The following is a 16,770-nucleotide window of genomic DNA, read 5'->3' as shown; positions in this document are numbered from 1 at the left end:
TATTGCATAAGTATTTGTGATTTCTATAACCTCTGCCTCGCAGAGGTTTTTTTGTGCCTAATTTAAAAGAATAAGAGATGTTAACAATAAAAAAAGCGATGTGTTGCTACTATATGATGTGCTGTTGTGCACCACCTAGTTATTACCAGTATATAAAGACTTAAATCTTGGTTGTTTGTGTTTATAAGTCCTTTTGGTAATACTTCCAAAAGGGCTTTTTTTTATCCGTAAGTAGTGTATTATTTAAACGTAAAACGATTAGTCAAATGTTAAATGAAATTGATGTCTTTAATTATAAATTAGGAATTGGGAAAACTATCCCGTTTCTAAAATTATCCTATCAGGTTTTTGGTCAGCCACTTGGTACAGCGCCCGTTGTGGTGGTCAATCACGCATTAACGGGGAATTCAAATGTTGCTGGTGAACAAGGATGGTGGAAGTCATTAGTAGGACTAGATAAAGCCATCGATACTCAATTTTTTTCTATTGTTGCTTTTAATATAATTGGTAATGGGTATCAGGGAGGGAGTTTGATTCAAAATTATAAAGATTTTACTACTCAGGATATTGCAAAATTATTTTGGGAGGGTTTAGAGTCGATAGGTGTTCATGAAGTTTATGCGCTTATAGGTGGGAGTTTAGGAGGTGGTATTGTATGGGAAATGGCTTTTTTGAGGCCTAAGGCTATAAAATATGTAATTCCTATTGCATCTAATTATAAAGCTAATGATTGGTTAATCGCTCAGGTGAAAATTCAAGATGATATATTAAACCATTCTGCTTTTCCTGTTGAAGATGCTCGTAAACTGGCTATGATGCTTTATCGTAGCCCGCTAGCTATCGATTTGAAATTTCAAAAAGAACAAATTAAAGGGACGTATGCTGTCGAAAAGTGGTTGGATTTTCATGGACAAACATTAGAAATGCGTTTTCCCCTCTCGGCTTATAAATTAATGAATCATTTGTTGAAAACGATTGGGCAATTTGTTGACGATGTTGCTCTTGAATCTTTTTTTAATGAAACCACTGCAGTGATTCATCAAATAACTATTGATTCTGATGGGCTTTTTATGGCTTATGAAAATATGAATTTGCATCAGCGCTTTAGTACAAAATATGAAAAGCTTTTTCTTCATACCCTTAATTCCGTTCATGGGCATGATGCTTTTTTGATAGAATATGAACAATTGGGGCAACTTTTATTGCCAATTTTTAATTTAAAAACAACTAAAAATGTCAGTTATCAGAGTTAATGTTATTTTGTTTGGAATAGGAAATGTAGGAAGCACATTCATCCAGCAAGTTTTAGAAAGTCAGCAGTTTTTTCTACAACAACGTAATATCGATTTACGGATTCCTATAATTACGAATTCTACAGTTGCTTTTTATGAAAAAGAAGGAGTTAGAAATCAATGGGAAGCCGACTTTTCTAAGAATGCAGTCCCTTTTCATTTGGATGCTATTTTTGATTATGTGATAAATAATGAATTGGAAAACTTAATTGTAGTAGACGCAACCGCAAGTTCAGATATTATAAAGCGTTATATTCCTTTGGTTCAAAATGGATTTCACATAGTTTCTGCTAATAAAAAGGCAAATACAATTCATTTTGATTTTTATAAAGAATTACGTCGTCAATTAAAGAAATTTGATAGACTTTTTCTTTATGAAACCAATGTAGGAGCTGGTTTACCAGTCGTTCAAACGATTCAAGATTTGCATTTAGCTGGAGAAAAAATTACTAAAATCAGAGGCGTTTTTTCGGGGACAATTAGCTATGTTTTTAATCGTTTTGGAGTGGAAGACCGTTCTTTTTCGAAAATTTTAATAGACGCTGAACAAGCTGGCTTGACAGAACCTGATTCTCGTGAGGATTTGAGTGGAAATGATGTCGCTCGTAAACTTCTCATTCTTGCTCGTGAGTTGGGCTATGATTTTGAATTTTCAGATATTAAAATTCAATCGCTTGTATCGGAGGAGATGGCAATTTTACCTGTAAAGCATTATAATAAATCAAAAGTGCTTTTGGATGCAGTATTTGAAAATAAAAAAATTGTACAAAAAGAAGGGAATGTGCTACGGTATGTGGGTGATTTTGATGTTTTGAAAAAAGAATTGTCGGTCAAATTAGTTTCGGTTCCAGCCAGTTCTGCTTTGGGGCAATTGCGAGGTGCTGATAATTTAATCGAAATCTATTCGGATTCGTATGGAGCTATTCCTATGGTCATACAAGGTGCTGGTGCTGGTAAGCAAGTAACTGCTCGTGGTGTTTTAGCTGATGTACTTAAAGTAGCCGAACAACTCAAAGTAAGAGAGGGCGTTGAGGTTTAGTTTTATGGTTTCAATTTCAAAGTGAAAGTGAATGAAGATTTAATGATTTAGGAATACTGATTCGTAAAAAAGAAAGTCAATTTGTGTTTTAATTAACTTTTAAACATGAAACGCTTACGGTGTTTTTGCTGTAAATAATCCATGTTTGTTTTTTAATACTAAAAATTATTTTGTTATAAATTGATTTATTAGAAAATATATAATTAAATTTAAGCATAATTAGTAAAATTCGGAATAATTTTCTTTTTAAAATTGTACTAGTTATCTTTGTCCTGTTCATAAGTTTATTGTTGTTATCAAGAAAGCGGGAGGGAATAGACCCAACGAACGCTTAGCAACCTCCCAATTTGGAAAGGTGCTACATTCTATCTATATAGTTGATTTGATATATAGAAAAGATAACTTTTGTTTTTTTTCCTCCCACTTCAGGATAACATCTTTCATGAGCATTTTTTATAGTAAAAATTTCAATGGTATACCATTCAACTAGAATGATAAGAAAGAATATGAGTAATTTTCAACAAGACGCTGTTCCCCCATTGGGGGCTAGGGGGCTCCTTCAAGATATTTTAAAGCAACGCATCCTTGTGCTCGATGGCGCAATGGGAACCATGTTGCAACGCTATAAATTTGAGGAGGAAGATTTTAGAGGTGAACGCTTCAAAGATTTTCCGCATCCTTTAAAAGGGAACAATGATTTATTGTCCCTCACACAACCTGAGGCCGTAAAAGAGGTGCATCGTTTGTATTTTCAAGCTGGTGCCGATATTGTTGAAACCAATACGTTTTCAGGAACTACCATTGGAATGGCTGATTACCACATGGAGGATTTGGTCTATGAATTAAATTTTCAATCGGCTAAAATTGCTCGCGAAGTAGCCGATGAGTTTACAGATAAACCTCGTTTTGTAGCGGGTTCAATTGGGCCAACAAACAGAACGGCATCTATGTCACCTGATGTCAATGACCCAGGGTATAGAGCCGTAACTTTTGATGATTTAAAAATTGCCTATCGTCAACAAGTAGAAGCATTAATTGATGGTGGAGCTGATATACTTTTGGTGGAAACTATTTTCGATACGTTAAATGCAAAAGCGGCTTTGTTTGCTATTGAAGAAGTTAAGGAAGATAGAGGGTTGGATATTCCAGTGATGGTTTCTGGTACAATTACAGATGCTTCTGGAAGAACCTTGTCTGGGCAAACCGTAGAGGCTTTTTTAATCTCCATTCAGCACATTCCTTTATTAAGTATTGGTTTCAATTGTGCTTTAGGAGCTGACCAATTGAAGCCTTATTTGAAAAGATTAGCGCATAATACCCAACTTAATATTTCAGCACACCCAAATGCGGGGTTGCCGAATGCATTTGGACAATATGACCAAACAGCAGAAGAAATGCAACAACTCATAAGGGAGTATTTAGATGAGAATTTAGTGAATATTATTGGAGGTTGTTGTGGAACAACACCTGAACATATTAAATTAATTGCTGAGGCAGTTGCCCCCCTAACCCCCAACGGGGGAGTTGTAGCTCCGCCTAAAAAAGTATTGACACTATCAGGACTTGAACCCTTGAAAATTACTCCTTCAACCATAGAAAATCAAGGGAATGATTTAACGTTAAGTGGAGACACGTCAGTAAGCCCCTCCTTTGGATGGGGTGGGGAGGCTAGAAGCCTTTTTGTAAATGTAGGTGAGCGTACCAATGTTACGGGTTCTCGTAAATTTCTTCGGTTAATTAAAGAAGAAAAGTACGATGAAGCACTTGATATTGCACGTGCACAAGTAGAAGGTGGAGCGCAAATTATTGATGTGAATATGGATGAAGGGATGTTAGATGGCGTGTTTGCTATGACTAAATTCCTAAATCTTATTGCTGCCGAACCTGACATTGCCCGTGTTCCAGTAATGATTGATAGTTCTAAATGGGAAATTATTGAAGCGGGTCTTAAGGTGATTCAAGGGAAAGGTGTGGTGAATTCAATTTCTTTGAAAGAAGGAGAGGAAACATTTATACATCACGCTAAGCTGATTAAACGCTATGGGGCAGCTGTTATTGTAATGGCCTTTGATGAGGTTGGTCAAGCTGATACTTATGAGCGTCGTATCGAAATTTGTAAGCGGTCTTATGATGTTTTAGTTCAAAAGGTAGGTTTTCCTGCTGAAGATATCATTTTTGACCCAAACATTTTTCCTGTAGCAACTGGAATGGAAGAGCATCGCCGTAATGCCATTGATTTCTTTTTAGCTACTAAATGGATTCGTGAAAATCTTCCGTATGCAAATATTTCGGGCGGGGTGAGTAATGTTTCGTTTTCATTTAGAGGAAATGACAAAGTGCGTGAAGCCATGCATTCAGCATTCTTATATCACGCCATCAATCACGGAATGACGATGGGAATTGTAAATCCAGAAATGCTTGAGATTTATGATGAGATTGATAAGGAATTGTTAGAACATGTTGAGGATGTTTTATTAGATAGACGTGATGACGCTACTGAAAGATTATTAGAATATGCGGAACGTATTAAAGGCGACGGCTCCCCTCTCCTTCGGAGAGGGGCTGGGGGAGAGGCTCTATGGCGACAAGGTTCCGTTCAGGAACGTTTAACACACTCATTAGTCAAAGGTGTAGATGAATTTATAGAGATTGATGTTGAAGAAGCTCGTTTGACTGTAACTCGTCCTATTGAAGTGATTGAAAATCACTTGATGAACGGAATGAATGTAGTGGGTGATTTATTTGGAAGCGGAAAAATGTTTTTACCACAAGTAGTAAAATCAGCTCGTGTAATGAAAAAAGCCGTTGCCTATTTAATGCCGTATATAAGCCCCCCAACCCCCAAAGGGGGAGTTGACAAGCAAACATGGAAAACTGCCAGTCCAACTTTATATGCTAAGTTGAAAGAAAGGGCGAAGACAATGCGCAATAACCCAACAGACGCGGAGAAAATGCTGTGGAATGTGCTTTCAAACAAAGGGATTGATGGTTTTAAATTTAGAAGACAACATATTATTGGTGAATATATTGTTGATTTTGTATGCCTTGAAAATCAATTAGTTATTGAGGTAGATGGAGCTGTGCATAATAATAAGGAACAAATTGAACACGATAGATTTAGAACCGAGTGGCTTGAATCAAAAGGTTTCAAGGTTATAAGGTTTAAAAATGATGAGGTTTTAAGAAATCTTTTTCAAACTATTGAAATTATAGGTAAAGAATTGAACACACAGTTAGGAGCTCCCCCTTCGGGGGCGGGGGGGGCTGGTAAGATTTTGATGGCAACAGTAAAAGGCGATGTACACGATATAGGTAAAAATATTGTAGCAGTGGTGTTGGCTTGTAATAATTTTGAAATAATCGATTTAGGGGTTATGGTGCCGCCTGAAAAAATTATTGATACCGCTATCAAAGAAAAGGTAGATATTATTGGGTTAAGCGGATTGATTACACCTTCGCTTGACGAAATGGTGTATTTAGCAAAAGAATTAGATAAATTAAATATCAAAATTCCAGTGATGATTGGAGGGGCAACTACATCACGAGCACACACCGCTGTGAAAATTGCACCTGAATATCAATCTACAGTTGTTCATGTTAACGATGCATCAAGAGCCGTAACGGTAGCTTCTAATTTGTTGCAGGAAGAGGTGAAAGATGAATATGCAAGAGCATTGCGTGAAGAGTATGATGCTTTACGTGATGGTTATTTAAATAGAAGTAGAGAAAAGAATTTTCTTTCCATTGAAGAAGCTCGTAAAAATAAATTGAAAATCGATTGGAAAGTGTATGAACCTGTTAAACCAAACTTTATAGGTAATAAAACCATTGAAGTGGATTTAGCAGAATTAGTTGATTTTATCGACTGGACACCGTTTTTTCAATCTTGGGAATTGTATGGTAAGTTTCCAGCAATATTAAAAGATGAAGTAGTGGGAGAACAAGCTACAGCATTGTTTGCTGATGCACAAGAAATGCTATCCCAAATTGTAAAGGAAAAATGGTTTGTTGCTAAAGGAATTTTGGGAATTTATCCCGCAAATCAAATCAATGATGACGATATTTTAGTGTCTGATGAAAAAGGGGCACCATTGGTTCAATTTTTAACCCTTCGCCAGCAATCACAAAAAACGGTTGGGGCTCCTAATATAGCCTTAGCTGATTTTATAGCGCCAATTGAAGAAATTCAAGATTATATAGGGTGTTTTTGTGTAACTACGGGTTTTGGTGTTGATGAAAAAGCAGCCGAATTTGAAAAGGAATTAGATGATTATAATGCCATTTTAGTTAAAGCGTTAGGTGATCGTTTTGCCGAGGCTTTTGCAGAATATCTTCATTTGAAAGTTCGTAAAGAAATTTGGGGCTATGATGCAAATGAAAATTTGACTAATGACGAATTAATCAAAGAAAATTATAAAGGAATTCGACCAGCACCTGGATATCCTGCCTGTCCAGATCATCTCGAAAAGCCTATCATTTGGGAGTTGTTAAAAGTAGAAGAAACCATAGGGGTTAAACTCACAGAAAGTATGGCAATGTGGCCTGCTGCATCCGTTTCAGGCTATTATTTTGCAAACCCACAAAGTAAGTATTTTGGGCTTGGTAAAATAAAAGAAGACCAAGTATGCGATTATGCTAAACGCCGAGGGATTTCAGTCGAAGAAGCAACGAAATGGTTGGCACCTAATATAAGCCCCTCCTAACCTCCCCAAAGGGGAGGAACCCAAGACCTTAAAAAATTTATAAACGCAAAACTGATTGCCCACTTCAGTCATCCCTCTTTAGGAGGGATTAAGAATAAAAATTAGTAGATATGAAATCCTATTGACCCCTGATAGGAGTTCCCCCTTTGGGGGTTAGGGGGCTGACTTATGAAAGTAACAGAACATATAGCAAAAGCGAGTGGGAAAACGCAATTTTCCTTTGAAATTTTACCGCCATTAAAAGGACAAAACATTCAATGTATCTTTGATGGGATTGATCCGTTAATGGAATTTAATCCACCTTTTATTGATGTTACCTATCATCGCGAAGAATATGAATATAAGGAGTTAGGTAATGGTTTGTTGCAAAAGAAAATTGTAAAAAAACGTCCAGGAACTGTAGGGATTTGTGCTGGCATACAAAACAAATATAATGTAGATGCTATACCGCATATTTTATGTGGTGGTTTTACAAAAGAAGATACAGAAAATTTATTGATTGACCTTGATTTTTTAGGAATTGATAATGTAGTAGCGTTACGTGGCGATGCCGTGAAAAGCGAAATTTATTTTAAACCAGAAAAAGAAGGAAACGAATACGCATCAGAATTGGTAAAACAAATCAGTGATTTGAATAATGGAAAGTATCTCGATGCTGATTTACAAAATACAAATGCCACAGATTTTTGTATAGGAGTGGCGGGATATCCTGAAAAACACATGGAAGCTCCTAGTTTAGATAGTGATATTCATTTTTTAAAACAAAAAATTGCAAATGGGGCAGATTATATCATCACTCAGATGTTTTTTGATAATAAAAAGTTTTTTGATTTTGTGTCAAAATGTAGAAAAGCAGGAATCAATGTTCCTATTATTCCAGGGCTAAAACCTATTGCTACAAAAAAACAATTGAATCTTATCCCGCATCGTTTTAGTTTGGAATTGCCTGATGATTTAATCATGGCGGTCGTGAAAGCAAAAGACAATGAAGCGGTTAAACAAATTGGTATTGAGTGGTGTATTGCTCAAAGTAAAGAGCTCGTAAAAGCTGGAATTCCAGTATTACACTATTATTCTATGGGTAAAGCTGAAAATATTAAGGCAATTGCTAAGGAGGTTTTTTAATTTTTAGGATAAAAAGAAAAAGGATAGATTATAATTAATAATCTATCCTTTTATGGTACATGATTATTTTCTAAGAGTGATTTGATAATTTACACCATTGATTGTTAAGGAAGCTTTATTATCACACTCTCCGTTTCCAAAATCTAGAGTAGCAGCTATTTTGTCTAATTTTGAATAAGAAATAATTCCTTTTACAATATATTGACAATTTAATTTTACAATTAAAGGAGAAGTTATATTGGCTATTCTTACTGTCCCGCTAGGAAACACAGTTTCCCAGTTACCCGTAATTTGGTAAACATTATCGGATAATTCGGGTGTACCTTGTCCTTCAATAATTTCTCTTGTTTTAGTTCCTGTTATTTTTAAAGTTTTACCATTTTCTAAAGTAACTGTTAGGTTTAAGTCAATTTTAAAAATTAAGTGTTCGTTAGGATTGGCTGTTGAGGTACCTCTTGTTATTGTAATCGTTCTGGTACCTTCTACTTTTATACCATTATGATAAAAATTCTCAAAGGAATAGGTAAGTGTATGAGAAGTTGATTTAGGCTGATAGGTAAATTTAATGATGATTTTCCCTTTTAATACGTTGTTATTTGGCATAGTGCAACCTACTGTCCCAAAATCAACGGTTTTGGTAATTACTTGCCCAGGAGTGTAGGGAGCTTGAGGAGATACGCTTATTATAGCACAAGCAGGGGTTTGTCTTTCTGTTGATATTGTTCTTGCTGCTAGATTGAGTTCTCCCAATTGTTCAAGTACAACACTTGAAAGATCTTCAACAGCTGCATCTGTTTTTGCTGAAGCAGACATATCATCCTCAGTAACCTCTGGGCTGTATAAATTTTCATTTTCTTCTTTGTTGCAACTCATTAGTACAGTAAAAGCACTAAATAAGGCAATGATAAAATTTTTAGTTCTCATAATCAAAAGTTTTAGGTTTTATAGGTTAGACCAAATTACTAAAAAAAGGTTTAATTATAGTCTAATAAAAAATCTTTTTTATATACCGAAATTATTTTAATTTTGAAACCTTAAATGGATATTACTTCTCAAATAAAACAACCGATACTTAAGGAAATGGAGCTTTTTGAAAAAAAGTTTCATTCCTCTATGTCTTCTAAAGTAGCATTATTAAACAGAATTACTTACTATATTGTAAATAGGAAAGGAAAACAGATGCGTCCTATGTTTGTTTTTCTTACTGCTAAGATGATTTCAGAAGAAGGGGTTTTAGATCGAACTTATCGAGGAGCATTAGTAATAGAATTGATACATACCGCTACTTTAGTTCATGATGATGTGGTAGATGATAGTAATCGCCGTCGTGGTTTTTTCTCTATAAACGCACTTTGGAAAAATAAAATAGCAGTTTTAGTAGGAGATTACTTATTGTCAAAAGGGTTGTTACTTTCAATAGATAACGGAGATTTTGATTTGTTAAAAATCATTTCAGTTGCGGTTCGTGAAATGAGCGAAGGAGAATTACTTCAAATAGAAAAAGCTCGTCGCTTAGATATAACAGAGGAAATATATTATGAAATTATTAGGCAAAAAACAGCAACTCTAATTGCGGCCTGTTGTTCTTTAGCGGCGTGTTCCGTTAGACCTGATGACTCTGTATTAATAGAAAAAATGAGGAAATTTGGAGAGCTTATAGGGATGGCATTTCAAATAAAAGATGACCTTTTTGATTATTCAGAAGAAGCTATAGGCAAACCAACAGGAATTGATATAAAAGAACAAAAAATGACACTTCCGCTCATTTATGTTCTTAATACATGTAGTTCCAAAGAAAAAAAATGGTTAATTAATTCTATAAAAAACCATAACAAAAATAAAAAGCGTGTAAAAGAAGTTATAACATTCGTGAAAGAAAATAATGGACTTGCATACGCTGAAAAAAAAATGATTGAATTTCAAGAGGAAGCATTAATGTTGCTTGCTGACTTCCCTGAATCAGATTACAAAAAAGCCTTGATCTTAATGGTTAATTATGTAATTGAAAGAAAAAAATAATTTTTTAAAATACAATACAAACTTTTTCAATTTTTTGTCCTCATTATAAATAGACGATAATTGAATCATTACCGCTTTTATGAATCTTAAAAAAAATGAACATAAAGGGAGTTTTGGAGGTTAAATAAGAAAAATAATGGTTAATGAATGTGTTTCTTTTCTCAGAGTAAAAAAAGAGGTCGTATTTCTAGAAGATGAAGCTATAATAGAAGATACATACAATGATATTGAAAGCAAATTATCTGTAGGAGCTATTCAAGTTTTTGATAGACAAATTACCATTAGGATACAGATGGTTTTAATCTTTATGTGATAGACGGATATGAACATCAGGAAATAGCCCAAATGCTAGAGATTACATGAGATGATCAAAATAAACTGTGTTTATTTTGATCAAAGGGAGAAATCACATAATCTTGATTATGAGGCTCCTCCTTACGTAGTGACAAACTGCATGTTGATTTAGAGACTATCCTACAAAAGCAATAAAAATAAGTGTTGGTTCTTGATGCGCTTCGCGTTCGAGCTAACGATGAATCCAATTAATACTCAACCGTTTGTTAGAGTTGTTTTAAAATGAAAAAAAACAGATCGAGAACTTTACTTTTTAATCCAGTATATCTTAAGTTTAAATGGTATAATTTATTACATTTTAAATATGGTTTTTCAGTTCAGTACAATAATTTAAGACCAACAAATAATCGTTTTTTATAGAAGGAGAGCATCAAACGTTTCTGGATAACTTTTCTAAACCAGTAGATGACTCAAGATTTAAAGTCGTAAATTTAGTTTTTCCTCTATATTTAGAGTTAGATTTTTCAAAATCACCCATAATAAATGGAAAAAATATTTTTAACACATAAAAAAGTTTTCGTTTTGAAATAGGAGGATTTTTAAGATTTAATTTAAAAACAAAACATAGGATATAAAGAAAATAACCATAACTGTATTTTAGAAGAGAAAGGCAGTTTTAATGTAAATAAATTTGTTTATAGTTTAGGAACTTATATAGGTTACAAAGAAATTAGTTTATATCTAAAACATGATATAACGCCTTCATTTAAGAATAACATGATTAATCAGAATAATATTTCCTTAGTATTAAGATTTGATTTAAATTAAATTTAGCTTATTTGGTATAATTATTGATAATTTTTCATAGATAAAACATTTTTAAATTATTATTTAACAATTTTTTGTTAATAGAAGGGTTGTTTATTAATAAACTAAAAAGTAGTTTTGTCACTATTTTTTATAGATAAAACCCCAAAAAATGAAAAAAAAGTTATTAAGTGTACTATTATTAGTATTTGCTTCCAGTCAAGCACAAAATGTACAAGGAGTTTATGGTGATTTCAATTGGTTTAATAATTGGACAAATTTTAAGCCTAAGACACAAGATTATGCAGCACCTAGTAGAATATTAAATGGAGAGATAGGGGAAAATACAACTCTTAAAAAAGGGACTTATCTAATAATGGGGTCTGTATATGTAGTTAATGGAGCAACTCTAACCTTAGAGCCAGGTGTAGTGATGCGTGGTGATTTTGACTCTAATGGAACTTTAATTGTTACTAAAGGATCAAAAATAAAGGCAGAAGGAACTGAAACAGATCCTATTGTGTTTACATCAAGTAAAGGAACTTCAGATAGAAAATCAGGAGATTGGGGAGGTATTATTATTTATGGAGATGCACCCGTTAATCGTTATGGAGGTATAGTTTCTTCTATTTATGATCCAAACCCTAAATATAATCTTTTTGGAGGGAATAACGAAAATAGTGATTCAGGTGTTTTGAAATATGTACGTATAGAATTTGCAGGAAAAAAATTAAATGAAAAAACCATGTTAAATGGTTTGACTTTAGGAGCCGTAGGAAAAAAGACTAAAATAGAAAACATCCAAATTAGTATGGCTAAGGATGATGGATTAGAAGTTGTGGGCGGAACCTTTGATATGAATAATATTATCTCATTTCAAAATGCAGATGATGATTTTGACTTTTCTATGGGGGCTATTTGTACAATGAGTAATTCAATAGCCATACGAAATCCTTATATTTCAGATAATACTCGTTCAAGAGTTATGGAAATAGATACTTATGATAAACTAGAAAATTTTGATCCCACTCGTAAAAAAACAGTTATCAAACTCAATAATGTAACAATGGTTAGCAACGAGGATAACGCTATGGGATTAGTAAAAGAAGCTATTTCCGTAAAAACAGATTCATTTGTTGAAATGAATAAATGTGTCATTTCTGGTTTTGCAAGCGTTGTTGCTATGGACGATAAATATTTAGAAAAAGAAAATTATAAACAAATAAAAATAGTCAATTCAGTTATAAATAATTGTACTGAAGTTATTACGAATGAAAATTTGGTAAAAGCAGAAACACCATCAGATTGGTTTACGCAAAAGGACAAAGTAAATAGTATTACAAAAATTAGTAATATCAATATGTTTAAAAGTAATGATGTGCGAAAAAAACCAGATTTTAGATTAAAGTAACAAAAAAGGTGTCCGGAAAAAAAGGACACCTTTTTTTGTTAAAAATACTTAGGTATTATTAGAAACGGTTTTTTATATAAACGATATCCAAAAACAAGGTTTTCTTTTTTATATAGATTCGTTTTATTATATAATAAGACGATCTTTTTTAAAATTGTATATTTGAACCTTTTTTAAAACATTAATCGTGATTTCCAAAAATACAATAGAAACTGTTTTTGAAACCGCTAGAGTAGAAGAGGTTATAGGGGACTTTGTGCAACTAAAAAGAGCAGGTACCAATTTAAAAGGTTTAAGCCCTTTTTCAGATGAAAAATCACCGTCTTTTATGGTGTCTCCAGTAAAACAAATTTGGAAAGATTTTAGCTCAGGAAAAGGAGGAAATGCAGTCACTTTTTTAATGGAACATGAGCATTTTTCTTACCCAGAAGCCATTAGGTATCTAGCAAAAAAGTACAATATAGAAATTGAAGAAACGGAGCAATCTACAGAAGAAGTAGCGGTAGCAAATGAAAAGGAAAGTATGTATCTCGTGTCTGAATTTGCTCAAAAATTTTTTCAAGAAACAATGTTTAATACCAATGAAGGACAAGCAATAGGACTCTCTTATTTTAAAGAAAGAGGATTTACATTAGAAACAATTAAAAAATTTGGTTTAGGATTTTCACCAGAAGGCTGGGATGTTTTTACAAAAGAAGCTTTAGAAAAAGGGTATAAATTAGAATTTTTAGACAAAACGGGGTTGACAATAACAAAAGAAGATGGTAGACATTTTGATCGTTTTAAAGGACGTGTTATGTTTCCAATACAAAGTATGTCCGGTCGTGTTTTAGGTTTTGGTGGGCGTATTTTAACTAACGATAAAAAAGTAGCTAAATATGTCAATTCCCCAGAAAGTGAAATTTATCATAAGTCCAAAGTCTTATACGGAATCTATTATGCTAAGCAAGCTATAGCTAAGCAAGATAATTGTTATTTATGTGAAGGATATACGGATGTAATTCAAATGCATCAAGCAGGTATAGAAAATGTAGTAGCCTCATCTGGTACTGCTCTAACTCCAGATCAAATTCGTTTGATTAATCGTTTGACCAAAAACGTTACTGTTCTTTTTGATGGAGATGCAGCAGGGCTAAGAGCTTCGATCAGAGGAATTGATTTAATACTAGAGGAAGGAATGAACGTAAAAGTATGCACTTTCCCAGATGGAGATGATCCCGATAGTTTTGCAAGAAAAACACCTCATGATGATTTATTGCGCTATCTAGATGAAAATGCTATGGATTTTATACAGTTTAAAGCCTCTCTTCTTATGAAAGAAGCCAAAAATGATCCTATTAAAAAAGCAGACTTAATTCGTGATATGATTATTAGTATAGCCAAGATACCAGATCGAATTAAAAGAGAAGTATACATAAAAGAATGTTCGCGTATTATGGATATTTCAGAAGAAGTATTATTTAATACATTAGCACAATTGATTCAAAAAGATATTACAGAATCAAATAAAAAAATAAAACAAGAACAAAAAGCATTTACGGTTGTAAAAAATGAAGATCAGCAAACCAAAACAAAAGTAGATGTTCAATACCAGCTAGAACGCAAAATAATAGAAATTCTTTTGCTCTACGGAAATGCAGAAGAAGAATTTGCGGATTATCTCTATAAAGCCACTCCAGAAGGAGAGTTAAAAGAAATAAAAGAGTTTAGCAAATACAAAGTTTACCAGCGAATTTATTTAAGCCTTCAAGAAGACGAAGTAGAGTTAGCAAATCCTTTATTTAGAGCAATCTACAATGAAGTGATGAATTATTATCATCAAAATGAAAAATTTGAAATTGAGCATTTCTTGATGCAACTAACACCAGAATTAGCACAAGAGGTAACTTCTATTTTAATGGAAGATGAAAAAATGAGTTTGCATAATTGGGAAGTTAAATTGATTTATGTAAAATTAAAAGATCAAACAATTGGACAATATGTAACCGAAACAATTTTGAGTTTACGATGGTTTTTAGTAAATAAAATTATAGAAGAAGTAAAAGGACAATTATCGCCTGATCCACAGGCTGATAACTCTGAAATTTTATATACGGTAATGGATTATTCTAAATTAGTAGGTAACTTTTCTAGTAAATTAGGACGTGTTATGTCTCGTTATTCTTAATTTTTTAAGAAGGAAACGTCCGAAAAGTAAAAATATTATTTTGTTTATTTTTAATTTAAAGTAATAAATAGCAAGCTTAGTCTATTTAAACAAAAATGGCAAATTTTATTTTAATTAGTGAGATTAAAAGGATAAAATAAAATATGAAATTTTAGACTTTTCGAACATTTTCCTTTATCGGGGAATTTTAAATTTTAACAATATAAACAGCTCCTTCTCCCATTGCAGGTATAAATAAATAGTTGTTATAACTGCTAATATCCGCAGGGCCATTAAGGTATTTTTTTCCTATTTTATTAGTAAGATCTATTAATTCGCTCTTTTGTGTTGTTGGATTATATTTAAAGATAGATCCTACTTCATTTGATCCATTGTAATCTTTACCCCAATCAGATATATATAATTCATTATTGATAAGAGTTATGCCATCTAAACCTCCTGAAGCATTTGGGCTGTTAAGAGCATCAGTATTGTTTTTAGAATTTAGATCTAACTTTTTTAATGACAATCCGTTTGCAAAGGCACAATTCCATAGTGTATTATCCGTTAAAAATAAGCCATTTACAAAGTTGCTTTCACCTATTTTTTCTTTGCTTTTTTCTTTTAAATTAACTTTGTAAATACCGCCATTATTGGTAATACTTGCATATAAAGTATTATTGTCATTTCCTTTAACAAGATCATTTAATCCTGTGCCTCCTTTTATTGTTAAGTCAATTCCTAGATCATTAAAAGAAATTCGATCGGTAAGTTCTCCTGTATTAATATCTATTCCTTTTAGCTCATCTATGTCGTTTATCCATAATGTATTGCCTATAAGAACACTGCCTTTTGGAGCGTTTAAAGAAACTTTACTAATATTTTTAGAAATTAGTTTACCGTTGATATCTACTTTTGTAATCATTCCATCTCCGTCTTTTACGTGAGGAGCTAATTGTGTTCCGATATCTGAAATATAAAAATATTGTTTGCCATCAAAAAGAACGCTTTCAGGATGGCCTAACTCTACTGCTAATTTTCCTGTTGGAAATGTAATTTCGTTGCTACTAGGGCTTGGAGTATTGTTATCTTTTGAACAACCTATTAATAAAGTACTTCCTATAAGAGAAGAAAGTAAAAAACTCTTTTTCATAATTATCTATTTTTGTTAAGACAAATTTATGAATAAGAGTTTTTGTAAGTTTTTTGTGATCGTTCAAAAAGTTATTCTAAAAGTCCAATTTTTAGAATTAGACAATTTCTAAAGTTTTAGCTTTATTGACAAGGTCTACAAGATTGGTTACATTTAACTTGGCTAATAAACGGAGTTTATAAGTGCTAATCGTTTTTTCGTTTAAATTCAAAGCCTCTGCTACTTCTTTGTTTTTTTTACCATTGGATAGATAACGTAATACTTCGATTTCTCGACTTGATAATTTTCTGTAGAGTTGTTCTGGTTTAGATTGCTTTGATATTAAAGCAATATTGCGTTTTACGGCATCGCTAAAAACAACAGATCCTCTGTTAACCTTTATGATTGTTGAGGCAAGATTTTCTAGTTTTTCTGATTTTTCAACAAATGATGAAACTCCTGCTTTTATAGCATTGGGAGCATATATTTGTTCGTTTAAATTAGAAAATAAAACAACTTTAAGTTTTCGGTAATTTTGTAATAAGTTTTTAATATTATTAATACTGTTTAACCCATTTAGCTCCATATCCATGACTAAGATGTCTACCTCTTTTCGTTTTAACATCTCTTCAATCATGTCAAAGTTATCCACGATTCCTACTAATGTAATATCAGAATGTTCTTTGAAATATGATTTAATACCATAATGAACCACTGGATGATTATCCGCAAGACCTATCTTTATCATACATTATTCGTTTAAAATTGTGTAAGTACAAAATTACAAATAAAAATATAAAGG

General features: G+C 32.7%; 11 protein-coding genes and 1 riboswitch. Of the genes, 8 read left to right on the top strand and 3 right to left on the bottom strand.

Translation table 11 applies throughout. The features are described 5' to 3' along the window. Positions 1-266 precede the first annotated feature (266 nt). The 4 genes from AWN65_RS11560 (at position 267) to metF (ending at position 8,159) form a co-directional block, all read left to right on the top strand. Entirely contained in the window at positions 267-1,253 is a 987-nt protein-coding gene (locus AWN65_RS11560; protein ID WP_060383300.1) for an alpha/beta fold hydrolase, read from the top strand. Then, a complete protein-coding gene (locus AWN65_RS11555) occupies positions 1,234-2,331 on the top strand; it encodes a homoserine dehydrogenase family protein (RefSeq protein WP_060383299.1) in 1,098 nt (365 codons plus the stop codon). Before AWN65_RS11560 ends, AWN65_RS11555 begins: the two co-directional genes overlap by 20 nt. A gap of 290 nt (positions 2,332-2,621) precedes the next feature. Then, positions 2,622-2,736, top strand: a riboswitch (SAM riboswitch). Between the two features lie 101 nt (positions 2,737-2,837). Then, complete coding sequence (locus tag AWN65_RS11550; RefSeq protein ID WP_060383894.1) at positions 2,838-7,034, top strand: vitamin B12 dependent-methionine synthase activation domain-containing protein; 4,197 nt, start codon at positions 2,838-2,840, stop codon at positions 7,032-7,034. A gap of 168 nt (positions 7,035-7,202) precedes the next feature. After that, complete coding sequence (gene metF, locus AWN65_RS11545; RefSeq protein WP_060383298.1) at positions 7,203-8,159, top strand: methylenetetrahydrofolate reductase [NAD(P)H]; 957 nt, start codon at positions 7,203-7,205, stop codon at positions 8,157-8,159. 63 nt (positions 8,160-8,222) lie between these two features. Here the strand turns inward: metF and AWN65_RS11540 are convergent, their stop codons facing one another. Next, entirely contained in the window at positions 8,223-9,083 is an 861-nt protein-coding gene (locus AWN65_RS11540) for a hypothetical protein (RefSeq protein WP_060383297.1), read from the bottom strand. A 114-nt stretch (positions 9,084-9,197) separates the two neighbouring features. Here AWN65_RS11540 and AWN65_RS11535 point away from each other — a divergent pair, with 114 nt between their 5' ends. From AWN65_RS11535 to dnaG, 4 genes are all read left to right on the top strand, one after another. Continuing rightward, positions 9,198-10,178, top strand: a complete 981-nt coding sequence (locus tag AWN65_RS11535; protein WP_060383296.1) for a polyprenyl synthetase family protein — start codon at positions 9,198-9,200, stop codon at positions 10,176-10,178. A 136-nt stretch (positions 10,179-10,314) separates the two neighbouring features. Beyond that, positions 10,315-10,491, top strand: coding sequence for a hypothetical protein (locus AWN65_RS14930; RefSeq protein ID WP_158447612.1), 177 nt, complete (start codon positions 10,315-10,317; stop codon positions 10,489-10,491). A gap of 960 nt (positions 10,492-11,451) precedes the next feature. Continuing rightward, entirely contained in the window at positions 11,452-12,690 is a 1,239-nt protein-coding gene (locus AWN65_RS11530) for a hypothetical protein (RefSeq protein WP_060383295.1), read from the top strand. A 187-nt stretch (positions 12,691-12,877) separates the two neighbouring features. Further along, positions 12,878-14,857 (top strand): DNA primase, encoded by a 1,980-nt coding sequence (gene dnaG, locus AWN65_RS11525; protein WP_060383294.1) that lies wholly within the window; start codon positions 12,878-12,880, stop codon positions 14,855-14,857. A 187-nt stretch (positions 14,858-15,044) separates the two neighbouring features. Here the strand turns inward: dnaG and AWN65_RS11520 are convergent, their stop codons facing one another. Both AWN65_RS11520 and AWN65_RS11515 read right to left on the bottom strand, forming a co-directional pair. Further along, positions 15,045-15,989 carry a hypothetical protein gene (locus AWN65_RS11520; protein ID WP_060383293.1) on the bottom strand — a complete coding sequence of 315 codons (945 nt, stop codon included), beginning with the start codon at positions 15,987-15,989 and terminating at the stop codon, positions 15,045-15,047. A gap of 97 nt (positions 15,990-16,086) precedes the next feature. Continuing rightward, on the bottom strand, positions 16,087-16,716 hold the full coding sequence (locus AWN65_RS11515) for a response regulator transcription factor (protein ID WP_060383292.1): 630 nt from the start codon (positions 16,714-16,716) through the stop codon (positions 16,087-16,089). Positions 16,717-16,770: the final 54 nt, after the last annotated feature.

Origin of the sequence: Flavobacterium covae (genome assembly GCF_001534645.1) — a bacterium.
GTDB lineage: Bacteria > Bacteroidota > Bacteroidia > Flavobacteriales > Flavobacteriaceae > Flavobacterium > Flavobacterium covae.
This window is presented reverse-complemented; position numbering and strand designations above follow the sequence as displayed.

Bases quoted from the DNA above. Each gene is read 5' to 3' on its own strand.
- AWN65_RS11560 (WP_060383300.1), top strand. From the start codon at position 267: ATGTTAAATGAAATTGATGTCTTTAATTATAAATTAGGAATTGGGAAA.
- AWN65_RS11555 (WP_060383299.1), top strand. From the start codon at position 1,234: ATGTCAGTTATCAGAGTTAATGTTATTTTGTTTGGAATAGGAAATGTA.
- AWN65_RS11550 (WP_060383894.1), top strand. From the start codon at position 2,838: ATGAGTAATTTTCAACAAGACGCTGTTCCCCCATTGGGGGCTAGGGGG.
- metF (WP_060383298.1), top strand. From the start codon at position 7,203: ATGAAAGTAACAGAACATATAGCAAAAGCGAGTGGGAAAACGCAATTT.
- AWN65_RS11540 (WP_060383297.1), bottom strand. From the start codon at position 9,083: ATGAGAACTAAAAATTTTATCATTGCCTTATTTAGTGCTTTTACTGTA.
- AWN65_RS11535 (WP_060383296.1), top strand. From the start codon at position 9,198: ATGGATATTACTTCTCAAATAAAACAACCGATACTTAAGGAAATGGAG.
- AWN65_RS14930 (WP_158447612.1), top strand. From the start codon at position 10,315: ATGGTTAATGAATGTGTTTCTTTTCTCAGAGTAAAAAAAGAGGTCGTA.
- AWN65_RS11530 (WP_060383295.1), top strand. From the start codon at position 11,452: ATGAAAAAAAAGTTATTAAGTGTACTATTATTAGTATTTGCTTCCAGT.
- AWN65_RS11520 (WP_060383293.1), bottom strand. From the start codon at position 15,989: ATGAAAAAGAGTTTTTTACTTTCTTCTCTTATAGGAAGTACTTTATTA.
- AWN65_RS11515 (WP_060383292.1), bottom strand. From the start codon at position 16,716: ATGATAAAGATAGGTCTTGCGGATAATCATCCAGTGGTTCATTATGGT.